Source organism: Bradyrhizobium sp. T-1 (assembly GCF_053592855.1).
On record NZ_CM132115.1, the window covers coordinates 7,824,351 to 7,843,832 of the forward strand.

General features: G+C 64.0%; 11 protein-coding genes. 4 read left to right on the forward strand and 7 right to left on the reverse strand.

Annotated elements, in window-relative coordinates; all coding sequences use genetic code 11:
* Positions 1-64: 64 nt before the first annotated feature.
* Positions 65-7,465 (reverse strand): VCBS domain-containing protein, encoded by a 7,401-nt coding sequence (locus ACWAT4_RS37415; RefSeq protein ID WP_449729424.1) that lies wholly within the window; start codon positions 7,463-7,465, stop codon positions 65-67.
* Between the two features lie 604 nt (positions 7,466-8,069).
* Between ACWAT4_RS37415 and ACWAT4_RS37420 the strand changes: the two genes are divergently transcribed.
* Positions 8,070-8,801, forward strand: a complete 732-nt coding sequence (locus ACWAT4_RS37420; protein WP_449729425.1) for a transglutaminase-like cysteine peptidase — start codon at positions 8,070-8,072, stop codon at positions 8,799-8,801.
* A gap of 83 nt (positions 8,802-8,884) precedes the next feature.
* On the forward strand, positions 8,885-10,009 hold the full coding sequence (locus ACWAT4_RS37425) for a lysozyme inhibitor LprI family protein (protein ID WP_449729426.1): 1,125 nt from the start codon (positions 8,885-8,887) through the stop codon (positions 10,007-10,009).
* 44 nt (positions 10,010-10,053) lie between these two features.
* On the opposite strand, the gene ACWAT4_RS37430 is transcribed toward ACWAT4_RS37425, so the two are convergent.
* The 6 genes from ACWAT4_RS37430 to ACWAT4_RS37455 form a co-directional block, all read right to left on the reverse strand.
* On the reverse strand, positions 10,054-11,253 hold the full coding sequence (locus ACWAT4_RS37430; RefSeq protein ID WP_212302694.1) for an ABC transporter substrate-binding protein: 1,200 nt from the start codon (positions 11,251-11,253) through the stop codon (positions 10,054-10,056).
* A 120-nt stretch (positions 11,254-11,373) separates the two neighbouring features.
* Positions 11,374-13,212 (reverse strand): AMP-dependent synthetase/ligase, encoded by a 1,839-nt coding sequence (locus ACWAT4_RS37435; RefSeq protein WP_449729427.1) that lies wholly within the window; start codon positions 13,210-13,212, stop codon positions 11,374-11,376.
* Between the two features lie 76 nt (positions 13,213-13,288).
* Positions 13,289-14,077 (reverse strand): ABC transporter ATP-binding protein, encoded by a 789-nt coding sequence (locus ACWAT4_RS37440; RefSeq protein WP_212302696.1) that lies wholly within the window; start codon positions 14,075-14,077, stop codon positions 13,289-13,291.
* 3 nt (positions 14,078-14,080) lie between these two features.
* Positions 14,081-14,839 (reverse strand): ABC transporter ATP-binding protein, encoded by a 759-nt coding sequence (locus tag ACWAT4_RS37445; protein WP_212302697.1) that lies wholly within the window; start codon positions 14,837-14,839, stop codon positions 14,081-14,083.
* Positions 14,836-15,987, reverse strand: a complete 1,152-nt coding sequence (locus ACWAT4_RS37450) for a branched-chain amino acid ABC transporter permease (RefSeq protein ID WP_212302698.1) — start codon at positions 15,985-15,987, stop codon at positions 14,836-14,838. Before ACWAT4_RS37450 ends, ACWAT4_RS37445 begins: the two co-directional genes overlap by 4 nt.
* Before the next feature lie 5 nt (positions 15,988-15,992).
* Positions 15,993-16,868: a branched-chain amino acid ABC transporter permease gene (locus ACWAT4_RS37455; protein ID WP_212302892.1), complete on the reverse strand. Its 876-nt coding sequence runs from the start codon at positions 16,866-16,868 to the stop codon at positions 15,993-15,995.
* Between the two features lie 272 nt (positions 16,869-17,140).
* On the opposite strand from ACWAT4_RS37455, the gene ACWAT4_RS37460 reads away from it, so the two are divergent.
* Together ACWAT4_RS37460 and ACWAT4_RS37465 are read left to right on the forward strand one after the other, a co-directional pair.
* Positions 17,141-17,890 (forward strand): ABC transporter ATP-binding protein, encoded by a 750-nt coding sequence (locus tag ACWAT4_RS37460; RefSeq protein WP_212302893.1) that lies wholly within the window; start codon positions 17,141-17,143, stop codon positions 17,888-17,890.
* On the forward strand, positions 17,887-19,413 hold the full coding sequence (locus tag ACWAT4_RS37465) for a permease (protein WP_212302699.1): 1,527 nt from the start codon (positions 17,887-17,889) through the stop codon (positions 19,411-19,413). The genes ACWAT4_RS37460 and ACWAT4_RS37465 overlap by 4 nt, the downstream gene beginning before the upstream one ends.
* Positions 19,414-19,482: the final 69 nt, after the last annotated feature.

Here is a 19,482-nt window from a genome sequence, read left to right on the forward strand (position 1 = left end):
GCTTTCGCGCTGAACGGCAGGGACATCCGGCGGACCGACGACCCGCCCCCTCCCCGACACGCCGTCAGGCATGGAGGATGTCGGTCGCCGAGAGGTGCGTGACGCCCTTCAACACGATGGTGTCCTCCGCATCGATCGTGATCAGGGTATCGGCCGGGTTCGTCGGCGAAACGCTCACATGCTGCGCCATCCAATCGGACATATTGCTGGTGGTCACGACCGCCGTCAGATCGATGCGGTCCTCACCGGAGGTGAAGTTCACGATCGTATCGTGGTTCGAGTTGGCCCCGAATACGAACTGATCGGACCCGACCGTTCCGAAGAACACGTCCTTGCCGCTCGTTCCGGCAAGAGCGACATTGCTCACGTCCCCGCTTTCACGGAGATTGAAGATCAAATTGAGCGTGTCGGTTGCACCGTGACCATCGGTCACGGTCAACGTGACATTGTCGGTCGCAGGCTCGCCGGTGCCTTCATTGTAGGTCACGGTGTCCAGCATCGCATTGATGTCGGCCAAAGAACCCGAGCCCGTCGACGGGCTGACATTGCTGCCCGGCTCCGCGGTGGCCGCCTGAAGCGTGAAGGTTTCGTTCGCGGCGGCATCCGCATCGGTTACGGTGAGACCTTGAACGAAGATTTGCTCGTCGGTCTGCTGGATCACGCTGATATTGTCGACGTTGATCACCGGCGCATCGTCCGCGCCGGTCACGCCCACCGTGAGCGTCGCCGTACCTGTCGCACCATGCACGTCCGTGGTCTGGACCGCGAAACTGTCGGTGTAATCGCCTGCCGAAAGCGCGTTGATCGCCGTAGCATTCGGAACATAGCTGTAGCTGCCGTCGGCTGCGACGGTCAGCGAGCCATACAGGCCGGCAACCGTCGTTGTGGCATGATGATCCGCGTTCAGAACGGAATAGGTCAGCGTCGCCGTCTCCCCCGCATCGGCATCGGCGCCTGCCAGCTTTCCGGTGAGATCGGAGAAGCTGTCGGCAGCGGCCGTGTCGGTGAGGGTACCAATATTGAGATTCGACAGCGTCGGCGCGTCGTTCGCGCCGGTGATCGTGACGGAGACCTGCGCGGTGTCGGTCCCGCCGTGATGGTCGTCGAGCGTGATGGTCGAGACCACCGTCGCGGTCTGGCCCTCGCCGAGGAAGTCCAGCGCGCTGTCCTTGATCGAGTAGCTCCAGTCGACGGCGCCGTTGTTCTTGCCGGTCGTCAGAACCGCCAGCGCATTTTCCAGCGCACTTGCCTGCCCCGACGTCAGCGTCAGCTCTGTATGTCCGTCGGAGGCGAGCCAGGTCGCTGATTGCTCCGTGATCGTCGCCGTCGGCCGGTCGGTCAGGTCGACATCGGTGAAATGGATGGTGCCGCTCGCCGGCGTCGACTGATCCAGGGTCGAGGATCCCGTCAGACCGGACTGCTCCGCCACGACGGCACTTTGCGAGGTCTCGGCCGGATTGAAGGCCGGGGTGTCGTCGGCCGCGTTGTAGGTGATCAGCGTGCCACCGTGACCGTCGGAGCTGAGGCTGCCGGCGAGATGGGCGTTGCTGTAGTCGGCGCCGACGAGCTTCACCGTGATGGTGTGGTGGTAGGCGTCGCTCACGACGAGATCGCCGGTCAGGGGGTCATACGTCGCCGATGTCCCCGCATCGTAAACGATGCCCGACAGATCCAGCTTGTCGGTCGCGGCGAATCCCGCGACCGAACCGGAGAAGCTCGTCGTGTCGATCTGCAACTCGGCACCATCGCCGCCAAAGGTGATGGTCTGCGACACCGTGGCGTCGACATCGAGCGTCGCGCCGGCGTCGATCATGACCGTGCCGGATCCCGACAGCGAGCCGTAAAGCGTCAGCGTTCCCGCGTGAACTTCGATCGCACTGGTGTCGGTGGTGGTGATGGCGCCGGTGATGACCGCCGTGCCCCAGCTCTCGATCTCGCCGGAATTGGTGATGGCAAAGGTCACGCCGTCCGCGCTGGAGACCGATGCGCCGTTGAGGAGATCGATCTCGCCGGCATTATCAATCGTGGACAGCGTGCCGAACACGCTGGTTCCCGAAACCGTCCAGGTGCCGCCGCTCTCGTTGTTGAACGTCGCAGTTGCGACCGAGATGTTGCCGTTGATGTGGTCGCTGTTGTTGATCGTGATGGCTCCGCCGGTCTCGACGATCGCGTAAGTCGTCGAGGTCACACTGCCGGCGGCAGCGGGGCCGATGGTGCCGGAATTGTCGATCAGCGCTGTGCCGGTCGCGTTTTCATCGATCGAGATCGCGGCAAAGCCGTTGGCGCCGACGACAGAGCCGGTGTTGATGATATGCGTCGAGCCGGTCGCGCCGGAATCGTCCTGGTCGACGTGAATGCCGAACGAAGTCGTACCGGTGATGTGACCGTTGTTGGTGATGTTGACGGCGCCGCCGCCATGGGAGACGACATCGAGACCGGCCGCCCCGGAAACGCCGCCGCCGATCGTCGCGGCAATGTTGCCCGCGCCAGTCGCGCTGTCGTGCAGCACGATGCCGTTACCGCCCTGGCCGGTGACGTCTCCCGACGTCGTCAGTGTGATGTCGCCGATGCCATTCTGAGTGGCGACGATGCCGTTGTCGTGCCCGGTCAGCGTGCCGGTCGGCGTCAGCACGATATTGCCACCACCGTCGCTGGTCCCGCCAGATGCGTTGAATTCGAGCGCGTTGCCGATCGAGGTCGAGATATTGGCCGCGCCGGTGATCGTGAACGTGCCGTCCTTCGATGACGTTCCCGCGATGGTGCCGGTGAAGCTCTGACCAGCCACCTCGTCGAGCCTGAGCGTATCGGTGCCGCCGGCGAAAGTCACGGTCTGCGCCGTCGCTCCTGCGAGCTCCAGCGTCGCGCCGTCGTCGACGATCAGCGTGCCGGCGCCGGTCAAGCCGCCGGAGAGGTTCAGCGTGCCGGCCTGCACCTCGATGGTGCCGGTGTTGGTCACGGCACCTGCGACGCCGTTGCTGCCCGAGACACTATAAAGACTGCCGGAATTGTTCAGGCTACCGCCGTTGATCGCGACGTCGGTCAGATAGAGCTTCGAGGTGCCGTCGACCGTGACCGTTCCGCCATTGTTGGTGACGGTCAGGGACGTGAGCTTCAGGATCCCGCCCCCGATCGCCTTGATATCGGCGGTATTGACGATGTGCTCGCCGGATATGTCGAGCTCGCCACCATTGGCCTGGAGCAGGTGGCTGTTGGTGATCGTATGCAGCACCGCGGGATCGATCGTCAGCGTGCCGGAGGTGGCGGATATCGTGCCGGTGTTGGCGATATCGGCATCAGTGATGGCGCTCGTGCCGGTGGATTCCAACGTGCCGGCAATGGTCAGGGTCCCGCCATGGATGGTCGCGCCGGAGAGATCGAGTGTCGAGCCCGATTCGATCGATACCGCACCACCGGTGTTGGTCACCGTCGTCGCGATCAGCTTCAGCGTGCCGTCGTTGATTGCGGAGAGCGCACCGGTGTTGGTGACAGCCTCGCTGTTGATGTCGAGCTCGCCACTTTTGGCCCGGATCGTGCCGCCGTCGTTGCTGATCGCAGGCGTGGACGTCGTCGCCGTCAGCATCAGGAGGCCGCCGATCGCCTCGATCAGATAGCTGTTCGAGATGTTGGCGTCGGTGACCGTCGTGATGCCGGACGAGGCGAGCGTCCCGGCGATGGTGAGCGTGCCGCCCGTCAGAGTGGCGCCGGCGAGCGCCAGCTTCTTGTCGGTCTCGACCTTGACGGTGCCGCCATTGGCGATGGCGGTTGAGGACACCGTGGCATCGCCAAAGGTCAACGTCACATCGCCCTCGACCGTCACGGCTCCCTTGTTCAGGGTCGCATGAGCATCGATCGTGCTGTCGCCGGTGACGTCGATCGCGCCGCCCGAGGCACCGCTAAAGTTGTCGATGGTGCCGCCGGAGATCTCCGAGCCGGACAGCGTCAGCGTCTGGCCGTCGTCGATCTTCACCGTGCCGTTGTTGGTGACGATGTCGTTGAGCAGGGTCGCAGCCCCCGCGATCTCCAGCGTGCCATTGTTGGTGACCGGGCCGCTCTGGATCCTGACGCCATTCAGAAGCTTGACGGTGTTATCGAGCTCGATGCTCGCATGGTCGGTGATGACCGAGCCCGACACCGCAATGCCGTCCAGCGTCAGCGCGGCGTCGGCGGTGACCGTTGCCACACTGAGCGTGGCACCGTCGTCGATCTTGCTGGCGCCGGTGACGTCGATGCTGCCGCTGCCCTTGACCGCGCCGCCGCTGATCGTGGCTCCATCCAGGGTCAACACGGCATGGTCATCGACGATGACATTGCCGCCTGCATTGTCGGCGGTCGAGCCCTGCCCCATCGCGAGCGCGGCGTTGGCCAGCACCTCGATGGTGCCCGCATTAATGATCGCCTCATCGTTCAGCGCGTTGCCGGTGCCGCTCACCTTGACTGTGGCGTTGTTCCACAGATTGCCACCGCTCAGCGCAGCGGCACCCGTGAGATCGACCTCACCATTATTTTGTAGCACGCCGGTGCCGCCGATGCTGGCGTCGTCGATGATCAGTATGCCGCTGATGTCGACAAAAATGCTGCCGGTGTTGGCAACCGTCGTTCCCTGGTCAAGGGTCAATACGCCATTCGCCGACACCAGGATCGAGCCGCTGTTAGTGACGGCTTCGTTCTCGAACGAGTTTCCGGTACCGGAGATATAAAGTCCCGGAAGAGAAGAATTGACCAGGGTAGAGATAACACTGGCCGCACCGTTCGGCACCAGAATCAGCCCTGTAGCCGTGTTGTTGAGCACGCCCCCCTTCAACACGGCGCTGCCGGTGAGATTGAACGTGCCGTCGTTGCGCACCATGCCACCGGTGATCGTCGCTCCATGGAGCGTCATCGCAGCGTCGATCTCGAACGTGCCACCCGCATTGTTGACGTTGCTCTGCAACGCCAGGGTTCCGCCGGACAGTTCGATGAGACCGGAATTGGTGACCGTGGTCAGGGTATCGATGGTGCTATCGGAAGGCAGGATGCCGTCGGTCGTGCCGAGCAGCGTCAGCGTCCCAGCATTGGTGAAGCTGGCGGTCCCCGTGATCGTGATGGAGTTGCCAACCGTAATCTGGGCGTTCTTGAAGTTGTTGAGGATCGAGTCCGCGCTCATGGTGAGCGTCTGCGCGATCGTCAATGTGCTCTTGTTGATGAGCTGCGGCGGCGGGCCGCCGAAGTCGTTCATGGTGATCGACTTGGCGTAGGCCGCCGCGTCGATCGTCACGGGATAGGACGGCGTCAGTCCATGCAGCTGATCGGTGATGACGATGACATCGTCGTCGATGGTCGGGACCGCGCCGGTTTCCCAGTTGGCGCCGTCCTTCCAGAAGCCGCCCGCGGGAGCGCCCGGCGCATTCGTCGCGATCCACACCACCGCGGGCGCATCGGTGCCGGTGATCGTGACCGTGATGGTCTGGTCCGCGGTCGCGCCTTGCGAATCCGTGACCGTCACGGTGTAGGTCAGCGTCAGCACCTCGCCCTTCGGGATGAAGTCGGCGAGGTAGACCGGGATGTCCTTCAGCGACCAGTTGATCGTCCCCGTACCGGTTCCGGTGCTGTCATCGCCGGAGGCGATCGAGACCAGCAGGGCATTGGCGAGGAAGTCGGAGATCGCCTTGGGGACGGTGCCATCGGGCAGGACCGCGCTGAACTTGGACACCGACACCATATGCGTGTCGGTGAGATCGACATCGCTGAAGGTCAACGTGCCCGAGGTCGGCACATTGGTGGTGAGCGGACCGCCCGGGACGCTGGTGCCGCCGGAAAAGGTGATGGTCGGAACGCTGGTGGTGATCACAGGCTTGTCGTTGGTGCCGGTGATCGTGATGGCGATCGTGATCGGAAAGGATTCGGGGTTGACCGAGAAATTGTCGTTGACGAGGATGGTATAGGTCAGCGTCAGCGTTTCGCCGGCCGCGAGGAAGTCGAAGACATGGTCGGGGATCGTGTAGGTCCAGACCGCCGAGCCGTTGTTGGTGTTGGCCGCGTCCGGGACGACGCTGATCTGGATCTGCGTCGCGACGATGTCCTGGATCTGCAGCGCGGTGAGCGAGCCGGTGACGTCCTGCAGGTCGGCGTTCTCGTAGACGAAGTTCGGCGCCTGAGCGAGATTCACCGAAACCGTCGGGCGGTCGCCGATATTGAGATCGACGAACGTGATCCGGCCGGACACCGTGTCCGCATTGACGGTGTCGCCGGTTGCATCCGAGCGGTCGGCAGTCGTGCCCGAATGCTCGGTGAGCTTGAACTTCGACGTCACACCGCCGTTGAGATCGAGGCTCCGCGCCTGGGGCGGGCCGGGAAAACGGTCGGCCGTCTTGTTCGCGCCATCTTGCCCCGTGCCGGTGCCGTTGTTGGCGGTGTTGGTGAAGGTCGCGGTCGCCGTGGCACCGGTGTCCGTCTTGATAAAGACGATGTTGCCGTTTTGCGTGATCGTGTCGGTGAAGTTCGTGGTCAGCTTGGTGTTGGTGTTGTTGTCCGTGAACTTCAGCGTGAACACGTCCGTGATCAGCTTCTGCACGTCCGGCGACAGCAGCGCATTGGTGACCGAGACGTTACCGCCGCTGATCTGCACCATCTGGCCGGCCTGGTTGACCGTCGCGATCGGCAGCAGGGTCAGCTTGTCGAACAGGATGTAGGAGCCGGTGGTGCCGTTCGGCTCGACCAGCACCTGGAAGTTCGCCTGCGGCTGCGGATCGCCGCCACCGGAGGGAACGACGAAGTTGATCTCGGTCAGCACGGCCGTGCCGCGGATGCCCATCGTGGCGACGGGCGTATCGATCTTCATGTCGCCGTGCTTGGCGGTCTCGCCGGCGACGAAGGTGATGGTGCCCGCGACCAGGCTGAGCAGCGAGGAATTGTTCGACCCGTTGGGGTCGTACACCATCTCGTTCAGCACCATCCGCGCGTTGGAGGACAGGCCGAACACGGTACCGTCGATGAAGGTGACGCCGAGCGTCGAGTCCGAGCCGGTCGAGACCACGTCGCCCTTCTCGACGTTGTCGCCATTGTTCAGGATGACCGAGACGCCGTTGCGGATCGCGGTCGCGCTGCCGGTCAGCTTGGTGACGTGGCCGATGACCTGCGCCGCGGCGGCGCCGGGTGCGGCCTGCGCGACCTGGACGTAGCCGGTGAGCGCGCTGACGATGTCGCCGGTGAGATGGGCGCCGTCGGGCGACGCGATCGCCGCGCGCTTGTCGCCTCTGAAATAGTCATGGACGACTAACTCGTGGCCGTCATGCGACAGCACGAGATCGAGACCCGTGCGCTTGAACTCGCCGTTGAAGATGAGGTTGGGGTCGGCAATGACGACCGCGCCATCGGGCACGTGGCCGTGTGCCTTGGCGGTGAAGGAATCGACATGGTCGTAGGCGGACGTACGGAGACCGTGGCCATCCAATGAGAGCGCGGCGTCAAATTTGCCAGCGTAATTCAACTGGGCACCGTCAATCGGGGTAAAATTTATGTAAGTATCATCCGCCTAAGCTTGCATAGCATTACCAAGTCCTTAGCGAAACCATCTATTGCTTGTGTGATTTCGCATCACTTGGCCGCCGGCGACTATGCCTACAGCGACATTCCCAGAGGGGCAGCAGTATTCTTTTGACTATTTCGTAGTCGAATTTGGCCTATTGCGCGCATTTCCAGTCATCCAAAGTAATCAGCCCCGCAGACCTCAGGGCAGATACTTGTCTCATCTCTGCTTCGTAGTGCCCCGTCGCATCCTGCGGCAAATACGGAGCCAAATCTGTGACCCAACTAACAGAACCAGGAAAAATACGGACCGTTAGCCCCAAGGGCCGGCTCCAGCGATCTCACAACTTGTGCTTGTAATTGTCTCAAAGGCAGCCGGACGCTCCGGGATCCTAAAATTTTATGCAATTTGGACAGGCGCGCTTCAGCTTGCCCCGCGGTTTTGGCGTCCGGCCCACGCGCATTAAGCAGACCAGAACGGCTCGTCTCGCACTATCTCCGCGAAAGCAACAAGCCCGGCACGTCGAGGTCGAGAGGGACCTGGCGAAGCCGTTAGGGGATGTCAGATGGAGACCGCCGCTCACCGGCGCGCCTGGCGCGTCATCGCTGCCCTATGGGGATTGGTCCTGCTCGGGTCGGCCGCCGATCTTCGGGCCGGCACATTGCTGTCGCCGGGCCCGGGCGTGCTCGTGCGCAAATCCGCCGAGCCGTTCGGCGTGTTCGCCTTCGCCATCTCCACCGGCAGCCTGCGGCAGAAATGGTTCGCGCTGAAGGAGAGGCTCGACGACGACATGGTGCAGCTCGCGCTGTGCGACGGCGATCGCGGCAATTGCGCCTCGCCCGCGGCGCTGAAGCTGCTCGCCATCGTCGACCAGGCCCGCGCCCGCGACGGCCGCGCGCGGCTCGGCGAGACCAACCGCGCCATCAACCTCGCCATCCGCGCCGCCGGTGACGGCGCCGACGACGTCTGGAGCTCGCCGCTCGCGACCTTGGCGCGCGGCGCCGGCGATTGCGAGGACTATGCCATCGCCAAGCTCGCCGCGCTGCGGCTGGCCGGCGTCGCCGCAGAGGATCTCCGCATTGTCGTGGTGCGCGACGTCAGGGCCGGCGAAGAACATGCCGTTGCCGCGGCAAGGCTCGACGGAAGCTGGCTGATGCTGGACAACCGCCGCATGGCCATGGTCGAGGACGACAACGCGCGCACCTATCAGCCGCTGTTCGTGCTCTACGAGTCCGCCGTGCTGAAGTATGTCGACGAGCCCGTGCAGTTCTCGACGACCGCCCCCGAGGCGCACTGAACGATCTCGGAGCCCGCCACAAAGCCATTTCGCAGGCCGATCCCGGACGCTAGCATGGTGCCCTCTGGGCGGGGGCGACTGGAATGCGGTGGATCGTGCTGACTGTGCTCGCGCTGCTGGCTTGGCCGGCGGCACCAGGCTTGGCGCAATCCGGCGCTTCCGACCCCGCCATCGCCGACCGGCTGCCGCTGTTCTCCAAGAGCAACTGCCAGCAGATCCGCGACCCCGGCAATCAATTGTTCTGCGGTGACGCCGAGCTGTCTGCCGCCGCCGAGAAGCTGAACACGGCAATCGAGGCGCGGCTCGCCCGCCTGCCCGATCGCCTGCCCGCGATCGAGGAGAATGCGATCTGGATCCGCCAGCGCAATCTCGGCTGCGGCATCGTCGGCCAGAGCGCGATCCGCACGGAGGATTTCGACCGGGTGAAGGCCTGCCTGCTCAAGGTGACCGAAGATCGGGCCACGATCGTGCGCGATCCCGATTTCGACTGCCTTGCGGCCAACACCGCGGCCGGTGCGCTGATCTGCGCAGATCCGTCGCTGGCGCTCACGGAGACCGAGCTCAACAGCCAGGTGCTCGGCCTGATCCGCAAGCTGGACCCGACCGCGGCCCGCTTTGCCTTCGCCGAATACGGCCGCTGGACGCGCGAGCGCGACCGCAAGTGCAATCTGGTCGGCAAGGAGAACGTGCCGGCTCAGGAGCTTGGCTCCGCGGAAGATTGTCTCGCCGATCATCTCAAGCACAAGACGGACGAGATTGCGGCCGCCAAGGGCGATCCGAAGAAGGTGTTCGGCCGGCAGGTCGCAGCCAGGGAGCCCGACACGGATGCTGTCGATTTCTGCGCCGCGCGCATCCACGCAGCCAATTCGTGCGGCAACTTCCTGCGCATCAACCGCGTCTATGCGCTCGACAGCCAGGTGACCGACCGGGAGGCGCAGGTCACCGGCGAGATCGAAATGGTCGTGCTGGCGCCGTTCGCCGCCTGCAGCAAGGTCGCGTCCACCTGTACCGGCACCTGCTGGGACCCCGGCAGCGGCCGACCGCAACCGGGTGCCGCAAGCAAGGAACGCTCCGCAGCGGCCTTCAACGTCACGCGCCGCCTGCGGATCCAGCGGACGTTTGCTTTCGTGAAAGCCGCCGACGGCTGGCGCTGCCGCGAAGACGAGCTGGCGCCGGTGAACTCGGGGACTGCAGGCGGGGGGTCGTAGATTTTTACCCTCCCCCGGAGGGGAGGGTAAAAGCGAAGCGAACATCAAAACATCAGATTGTCCTTCACCAGCACCCAGCGGCCGCCCTTGACCTGCTGCACCTGGGTGATGGTGTTGGCGAGGTGGTCGGTCTTGGAGAACTTGGTCGGCGGCGAGTTGAAGATGTCGAGGAACTTGTCGCCGGACTCCAGCGCATCAAGCATCTTCTGGCCGGTCAGATCCTTGCCCGCCTTGTTGGCATAGAAGGCGAACGTCTCCACCGCGTTGTAGCCGATGATGGCCTGGGTATTGGCGTCGGTGTTGAACATCTTCTTATAGCTGGCGAGCCAGTCCTTGACCTTGCCCTTGGCCGTATCCTCGTACGGGATCTCGAAGCCCGAGGCCGCATAGAGACCTTCGACCGCCTCCTTGCCGAGCATCGGCACTTCCATCACGTTGGTCGGGGTGGCGCCGAGGAAGGTGACGTCCCAGCCGAGCTTCTTGGCCTCGCCCATCGCGCCGATAGGCTCGCGCAGCACGGCGCCGAGCACCACGAGATCGCAGCCGTCGGACTTCATCTTGGCGACCTGCGCGCTGAAGTCGGAGGCGCCGCGCTTGTAGCTCGTGGTCGAAGCCGCCTGCACCTTCATCGCGTTCAGCTGCTGGGTGAAGCCGTCGAGCACGTTCTTGCCGTACTCGTCGTCCTGATACATGATGCAGGGCTTCTGGAAGCTCTTCCACTCCATCATGTATTTCAGCGCGGCGCGCGTGCTCTCGACGTAAGGCAGAAGATTGTTGAACTTCAGCCGCTCCTGCGGCTTGGCGGGATCGAACTTGAAGGTGAACTCCGCCGCCGTCAGCGGGAAGAGTTGAAGCACGCCGGCGTCGAGCAGAATGTCCTGAGCGGCCAGCACGGTCGGCGACCCCATGGCACCGACCATCGCGAAGATCTTGTCACGCTCGATCAGCTTTTGCGAAGCCAGCACCGCCTTCTTCGGATCGTAGCCGCTGTCCTCGATGACCAGACGAATCTTGCGGCCGTTGATGCCGCCGGCCGCATTGATCTCCTCGACCGCCATCTTCATGCCGTTGGAGACCGGCACGCCCCAGCCCTTGATCGGACCGGACAGATCCTGATGGGTGCCGATGACGATCTCGCTCGCCGAGATGCCTTCATTGGTAACCTTGGTCTGCGCCGCGGCCGGCAGGCAAGTCAGCGCAAGCGCGCTCACCGCAAGGCCGAACGCCCTGAACGATTTCGACATTGACGTCTCCTCTCCTAGCGGCCCTGTTTGCGCGAAGGGCGGGGCCATCACTCCTTCGCATCCCGTCTGCGCATGTCCCCGGCCGGAAAGCCGGTATCCGCTTTTCCGCGGCATGCGCCCTCAAGCCACAGCGCGCTCGCGATACATCGCATCGATCTCCGCGGAATAGCGCCGGTTCACGAAGCTCCGCTTCAGCTTCATGGTCGGCGTCAGCTCCTCGTCCTCCGGCGTGAGCTGACGCTCGATCAGATAGAACCTCTTGATCGTCTCGACGCGCGCGAAATTACCGTTGACCTGCTCGATCTCGCGCCAGATCAGATCCTGGATCTCGCGGGCGCGGCACAGGCTCGCATAATTGGTGAAGGGGATGTCGTGGTCCTGGGCGAACTTCTCGACATTCTCCTGGTCGATCATGACGAGGCAGGTCAGATACGGCCGCTTGTCACCGATCACGACGGCATCGGAGATGTAGGGCGAGAATTTGAGCTGGTTTTCGATCTCCGACGGCGTGACGTTCTTGCCGCCCGAGGTGATGATGATGTCTTTCATCCGGTCGGTGATCTTGACGAAGCCCTCATTATCGATGGTACCGACGTCACCGGTGTGCAGCCAGCCGCGCGGATCGATGGTCTCGGCGGTCTTCTCCGGCTGGTTCAGATAGCCCATGAACAGGAAATCACCGCGGATCAGGATCTCGCCGTCAGGCGAAAGCGCGACCTCGCCCCAGGGAACAGCCTTGCCGACCGAGCCAAGCTTGATCCGGTCCGACGGCATCATGGTCGCCACCCCGCAATTCTCGGTCTGACCGTAGACCTCGTGCATGTCGATGCCGAGCGCGAGATACCAGCGGATCAGATCCGGCGCGATCGGCGCGGCTCCGGTGAAGGCGATGCGGCAGCGGTCGAGCCCGATCATGCGGCGGATGTTGCGGAACACCAGCCAGTAGGCCACGCGGTTGGCGACCTTGAGCGACAGCGACGGCGTGCCGCCCTCGAGCTGGCATTCGGCCCTGCGGAAACCGATCGCGATGGCGCGGCGGTAGAACCACTGCTGAAGCGGCGTCGCGTCCTTCAACGCGATGGTGACGGCCGAATAGAATTTCTCCCAGATCCGCGGTACCGCCAGAAACACCGTCGGCTGCACCTCGCGCAGATTGTCCGGCACGGTCTCCGGGCTCTCGGCGAAGTTCATCACCGAGCCGAGCGCGACCGAGATGTAGTAGCCGCCGACCCGTTCGGCGACATGGCAGAGCGGCAGGAAGATCAGGCGCTGATCGTCATCACGCGCGGGAATGAAATCATTGGCATGCCGCATCTGATGCGTGACGCTGCGATTGGCATGCATGGCGCCCTTGGGCGGGCCGGTCGTGCCGGAGGTGTAGACCAGCACCGCGAGATCGTCCGGCCCGCGGCTGTCGATCATGTTGCGCCACAGCACGTCGTTGCCGACCATGGCGTTGCGGCCGAGCGCGCGAAACTCGTCGAGCGACATCACCATGTCGTCGGAGAAGCCGGAGAGGCCTTCCATGTCGAACACGATGATCCTCTGCAGGGACGGACAGCGCGCGCGGCAGGCGAGAATCTTGTCGAGCTGCTCCTCGTCCTCGGCGAAGACCACCTTGGTCGCAGAATCGTTGAGGAGATATTCGACCTGGCTGGAGGCGTCGGTCGGATAGATTCCGGAGGAGACGCCGCCGGCGCAGAGGATGCCCATGTCGGCATAGACCCATTCGGGCACGGCGTTGGCGATAATGGAGGCGACGTCGCCGGGCGCAAAGCCGCAGGCATTGAGGGCGTAGGCGATCTCCTTCGAGATCTCCAGCCAATGGCGCCAGCTTGTCGGCTGCCAGATGCCGAATTTCTTCTCGCGGATCGCAGGGCCATCGCCGCGCGTTTCCGCCGCGAGCACGAAGCTCTTCGCGATCGTGTCGGCGACCGTCAGCACCGCCGCTCTGGCCATGCGCGTTCCCTCCTTGCCGCTCCATCCCTCCGCTGCCGCCTTGCCGGCGGTCTGTGTCGCGGACGGGACACCATATTTAACGCCACGTTTTCTTCTTTTTCCAGCGCCGTTCACCCCTGGCGCCGGCTTCCTTGGCGCCAAGGTAAAATTCCTGGATGTCATGGGAATGCATCAAGCGGTCGCAGCTGTCGTTCATGACGACGCGGCCGATCTCGAGCACGTAGCCGTAATGCGCGGTCTCCAACGCCACCTTGGCGTTCTGCTCGACGAGCAGGATCGACATGCCCTGCTCCTCGTTGACACGGCGGATGATGGTGAAGATCTCCTTCACCAGGAGCGGCGACAGCCCGAGCGAAGGCTCATCCAGCAACAGCAGCGTCGGCCGGTTCATCAGCGCCCGGCCGATGGCGAGCATCTGCTGCTCGCCGCCGGAGAGCTGGCCGGCCGGCTGGCCGATGCGTTCCCTGAGCCGCGGGAAGTAGCCGTAGACCCGCTCCAGATCCTCCGCCACGCCCTCCCTGTCCGCCCTCGGATAGGCGCCCATCATCAGATTCTCGCGCACCGAGAGGAACGGAAACACCTCGCGGCCTTCCGGCACGTGACTGAGGCCCAGCCGCACGATCTTGTCGGCCTCCATGCGCTGAATCGGCTTGCCCAGAAACTCGATCGAGCCCTTCTGCGGATCGAGAATGCCGGAGATCGTCTTCAGCACCGTGGTTTTGCCGGCACCGTTGGCGCCCAGCAGCGTGACGATTCGGCCGCGCGGCACCTCGAGCGAGATGCCGCGGATCGCCATGATCGGCCCGTAATAGCTCTCGACGTTGGAGAGCTTCAGGATGATATCCGGGGTCACGGCCGCATCCATCGCTTACGCTCCCAGATACGCGGCAACGACGTCGGGATGCTGCTGAACCTCGGCGGGCGAGCCCATCGCCAGCACGCGGCCGTAGTTCAGCGCGATCACCCGGTCGGAGACGCGGTTGACGAGAGACATGTCGTGCTCGACCATCAACACGGTGATGCCGAGCTCGCTCTTCATGTCGCGGATCCAGAACGACATGTCGTCTGTCTCCTCCACATTGAGCCCCGAGGACGGCTCGTCCAGCAGGATCAGCTTCGGCTCGGAGCAGAGCGCGCGCGCGAGCTCGATCACCTTGCGCACGCCGTAGGGCAGGCCCGAGATCAGCTTTTCGCGGTAGGGCTCTAGATCGAGGAATTCGATCACCTGCTCGACCCGGCGGCGGTGGACCTTCTCGTTGGCGCGCACGCTCGGCAGAAACAGCAGCTCCTGCCAGAGCTGCGTCGTCGAATGCCGGTGGCGGCCGACCAGGAGATTGGACAACACGGTCGCATTCTCGAACAGCTCGATGTTCTGGAAGGTGCGGGCAATGCCGAGCCGGGCGATGTCGTAGGGCGCCTCCTCCGTGATGTCCTGGTCCTCGAAATAGATCCTACCCGAGGTCGGCCGGTAGATCCGCGAGATCAGGTTGAAGATCGAGCTCTTGCCGGCGCCGTTCGGCCCGATGATCGAAAGGATCTCGCCCTTCTCGACCGCGAACGAGACCGCATCGACCGCCTTCAGCCCTCCGAAGTGCAGCGAGAGGTTCTCGGCGCGGAAATAGCTCATCGATTCCGCTCCGACTTCACGTAGATCTTCTGCCGCTTGAAGGTCGCGCGCTTGTAGAGCGGGAACAGCTGGAAGAAGAGTTTGATCTTCAGCCAGCGGCCATAGATGCCGAGCGGCTCGAACAGTACGAACAGCATGATGATGATGCCGTAGATCGCGCCCTTCAGGCCGTTGAGCGAGGCGAACGCGGCGACCTTGGACTGCACGTCGGCCGCAGCGTCCTTGCCTGCCCCGAACGTCGCCGCGACGCCGGCGATGATGCCGGGCATGTCGTCCTTCAAATAGGTCAGGAACGGGTCGATCATGACGATGAAGATCGCGCCCAGCACCGCGCCATGCAGGCTGAAGGTTCCGCCGATCAGGATCACGATGATGAACTCGATCGAGAGCTGGAGCGTGAACATCTCCGGCGAGATGAAGGAGAGCTTGTGCGCGAACAGCACGCCGGCAAGGCCGGTGATCGCCGCCGAGATCGCAAACGACTTCACCTTGTAGAGTGCGACGTTGACGCCCATGCTGCGCGCCGCCGTCTCGCTGTCGCGGATCGCAACGAAGGCGCGCCCCGTCGGCGATCGCAGCAGGTTGAGCGTGCCGACGATGGTCAGAACCAGGACGGCGAGGCAGAGATAGTAGAAGGTCGGACTGTCGCGCGGCACGGCAACGCCGAGCAGCGACAGCGTCTTGACCCGCATGCCCTCATTGCCGTTGGTGACGCTTTCCCAGCGCGCCAGGATCTCCTCGACGATCAGGGCGAAGGAGATGGTGGCGATGACGAGGTAGATTCCGGTCAGCCTCAGCGCCGGAAAGCCGACCATCGCGCCGATGGCGCCGGTCAGGAGTCCTGCTGCCAGGAAATAGACCGGGAACGGCACGTTGTACTTCTGCAAATAGGCCGCCGTATAGGCGCCGATCGCGAGGAATGCCGCATGCCCCAGCGACGCCTGACCGGTGAAGCCGGTGAGTATCAGAAGTGCCACGCCGACGGTCGCGTAGATGCAGACGAAGACGAGCTGACTCATCAGATAGCTTGAGAGCGCGTAAGGCGCCGCCAGCAGCACCGCGATCAGGAGGCCGTAGGAGACCACGTAGCCCGAATGCGGAAACAGCCTGATGTCGTCCTCATAGTCGGTCTTGAACAGGAAGCGCATGGCGTTCAGACCTTCTTGCGAACGTGAAGGCCGAACAGGCCTTCGGGCTTGAGCAGCAGCACGGCCAGCAGCACGATGTAGGGTGCGACGTCCTTCCAGCCCTCGGGCAGGTAGAAGCCCGCCATGCTCTCGATCACGCCGATCAGGACGCCGCCGACGACGGCGCCGGGAATCGAGCCGAAGCCGCCGAGCACGGCGGCGGGAAACGCTTTCAGGCCCAGCACGAGGCCGACATTGGAGTGGATGAAGGTGATCGGCGCGAGCAGCACGCCTGCGCAGGTCGCGACCGCGGCGCTGATCGCCCAGACGATAGACACCACGCGCTTGACCGGAATGCCCATGTAATAGGCCGCGAGCATGTTCTCGGAAGAAGCCCGCATCGCGGTGCCGAGCGTGGTCTTGTTGAAGAAGATGTAGAGCAGCGCGCACAGGATGACAGTCGCCGCAATCACCGACAGCTTGTCATAGGCGAGCACCAGCGAGCCGATGCGCAGCACGCCCTGGCTGAACGGCGTCTCGATCTTGAGATCGTCGGTGCCCCAGATCATGCCCGCGATCGAGCGCAGGAAGTAGCCGAGGCCGATGGTCGCCATGATGACGGAGAATTGCGGATAGCCGAGGATCGGCCGCACCACGACCCGCTCCGCCAGCATGCCGAACAGCGCCATCGCGGCGACGGCGGCAGCGAACCCCAGCCAATAGTTCAGGCCGAGCATGCCGATGAAGGTGAAGGCGAAGAAGCCGCCCAGCATCATCAGATCGCCCTGGGCGAAATTGACGACCTCGGTGGCCTTGTAGACAAGCACGAAGCCGAGTGCGATCAGGCCGTAGACACAGCCGAGCGCAACACCGCTGACCAGCTGCTGAACGAAATCCAGCATCGCCGCGTCCTCCCGATGCAGCCCGCGGCTCTTGACGACCGCCTGACGCATCTTGTGTCCAGCCGCTACGCAGTCGTTTCGCCGCGTGAGCGCCATTTGTCCCGGCGCCAATTCAGCCTGAACCGTAAAGCGCTGTCAACAAACGGTGACTTGCCTTTAGTCCAAGGTGTAGTCGAAGTCGGATGCTTGAATTTGCGGCAGCGCGATTCACCGTGCCGAAACATCTTCAGGTCATGGTCCCGACCGATGCAAAACCGGATGGTGTGGCCGTCATGAAGCCGGATAGCTCGGCGCTCGAAGTCCGAGGGTTAACGAAACGTTTTGACCGTTTGGCGGTCGATAACCTCGACCTGACCATTCATGCCGGCGAATTCTATGCGCTGGTCGGCCCCAATGGCGCCGGCAAGACCACCACTTTGCGCATGGTTGCAGGCCTGCTCAGGCCCGACGGCGGTGGTGTCTCGATCTTCGGCATCGATGCGCTTCAAGACCCCGTGGCGGCCAAGCAGGTGATGGCGTGGGTCTCCGACGAGCCCATGATCTACGACAAGCTCACCCCGCTCGAATATCTTGAATTCGTCGCCGGCCTCTGGGGCATTGCACCGTCAATCTCGAAACCGGTCGCCGAGGAGCTCCTGAACTCGCTCGGGCTCGAGCCGCACCGGCACGAACGCTGCGAGGGCTTCTCCAAGGGCATGCGCCAGAAGGTCGCTCTCGCCGGCGCGCTCGTGCACGATCCCCGCCTCATCATCCTGGACGAACCGTTGACCGGCCTCGACGCCGTTTCAGCCCGCCATGTGAAAGGGCTGTTGGGCGATCGCGTCCGCGCCGGCTGCACCGTCATCATGACGACGCATATTCTCGAGGTCGCGGAGCGCATGGCCGACCGCATCGGCGTGATCGCCGCCGGCCGCCTGGTTGCCGAGGGCACCTTGACCGAGCTGCGCCAGCAGAACGGCCATGCCGACACCAGCCTGGAAGATCTCTTCATCGCATTGGTGACGCTTCAGGAAGCGGCATGAGCTCGGCGACCGCGTTGTCCTGGTTTGCGCGCCACGAGCTTCGGCTCGCCTGGCGCGAATGGTTCGCCATGATGACAGGCGGCCGGCGCAGGCGCGCCCGCGCCGCCGTGATCGGCCTGCTGTTCTTCGCCGCGCTCCTGCACGTGCCGGCCTGGGCCGTGATCGGCCGCTTCGCCAATCTGCAGCTGCCGCTCGACAAATCCTCGCTGATCGTGATCTCGGCGACGATCCTGCTCGCCTGGACCTTGATGCTGTCGCAGGCGATCGAATCGGTGACGCGGGTGTTTTACGCCCGCGCCGACCTCGATCTCATCATGTCCTCGCCGGCGCGGCTCGCCAATCTGTTCTCGGTGCGCATCGCCGCAATCGCGCTCTCCGTCACCGTGATGGCGCTGTTGTTCTCGACGCCCTTCATCGACGTGCTGGTGATCGGTGGCGGCCCGCGCTGGCTTGCGGCCTTCGGCGTGGTCATCGCGATGGGCCTGTCGGCCGCGGCGATCGCGATCGCCATCACCATCCTGCTGTTTCGCCTGATCGGCCCGGCGCGAACACGCTTCGTAGCCCAGATCCTGTCCGCGATCATCGGCGCAGGCTTCGTGATCGCGCTCCAGGTCGCGGCGATCATCTCCTATGGCACGCTGTCGCGCTTCACCATTCTCACGTCCGGGACCCTGGCCGCCCACGCGCCCGACATCGACAGCATCTGGTGGTGGCCGGCGCGGGCGACCATGGGCGACAGCGCGGCGCTGCTGCTGCTGCTTGCCCTCGGGCTGGTGCTGCTGGGAAGCGTGATGGCGATCTTCTCGGGCCGCTTCGCCGACACCGCGATCGATGCCGCCGCCTACGGCACATCCAGCCGCAAGCGCGCGCGGGAGCGGCCGTTCCGCGGCGGCTCGCGGCAGCAGGCGCTGCGGCGCAAGGAGTTCGTGCTGCTCTATCGCGATCCCTGGCTGATCTCGCAAACCCTGATGCAGCTGCTCTACCTGGTGCCGCCGGCGCTGCTGCTGTGGCGCAGCTTTGCCGACAGCTCTGTCGCGTTGACGCTGATCTCGCCCGTCATCGTGATGGCGGCAGGTCAGCTCGCCGGCGGACTCGCCTGGCTGACAATCTCGGGCGAGGACGCGCCTGATCTGGTCGCGACCGCGCCGCTGACGCCGTTGAGCGTCATCCGCGCCAAGATCGAGGTGGTGCTGATCGCGATCGCCGTCATCTTCAACCCGCTGGTTGCGGCGCTGGTTTTCGCCTCGCCGTTCCAGGCTGCGATCACGGCAGCCATGATCATCGTCAGCGCGGCCTCCGCCACCGCGATCCAGCTCTGGTTTCGGATCCAGGCCCGCCGCAGCCAATTCCGCCGCCGCCAGACCTCGTCGCGGCTTGCCACCTTTGCCGAGGCCTTCTCCTCGATCGGCTGGGCCGCCACCGCTGCGCTGCTGCTCACGCTTCCGACCGCTGGCATCGTCAGCGGCCTGATCACGGCGAGTCTGGTGGCGATGACCTGGAAGGCCAGTCCAAGGCGAGACTAAGGGCGGAGGCGCGGGTGCGACACTGACGCGCTGTTGATCGCGGCCTGTTGGCCACGCGCTGCATTGCAC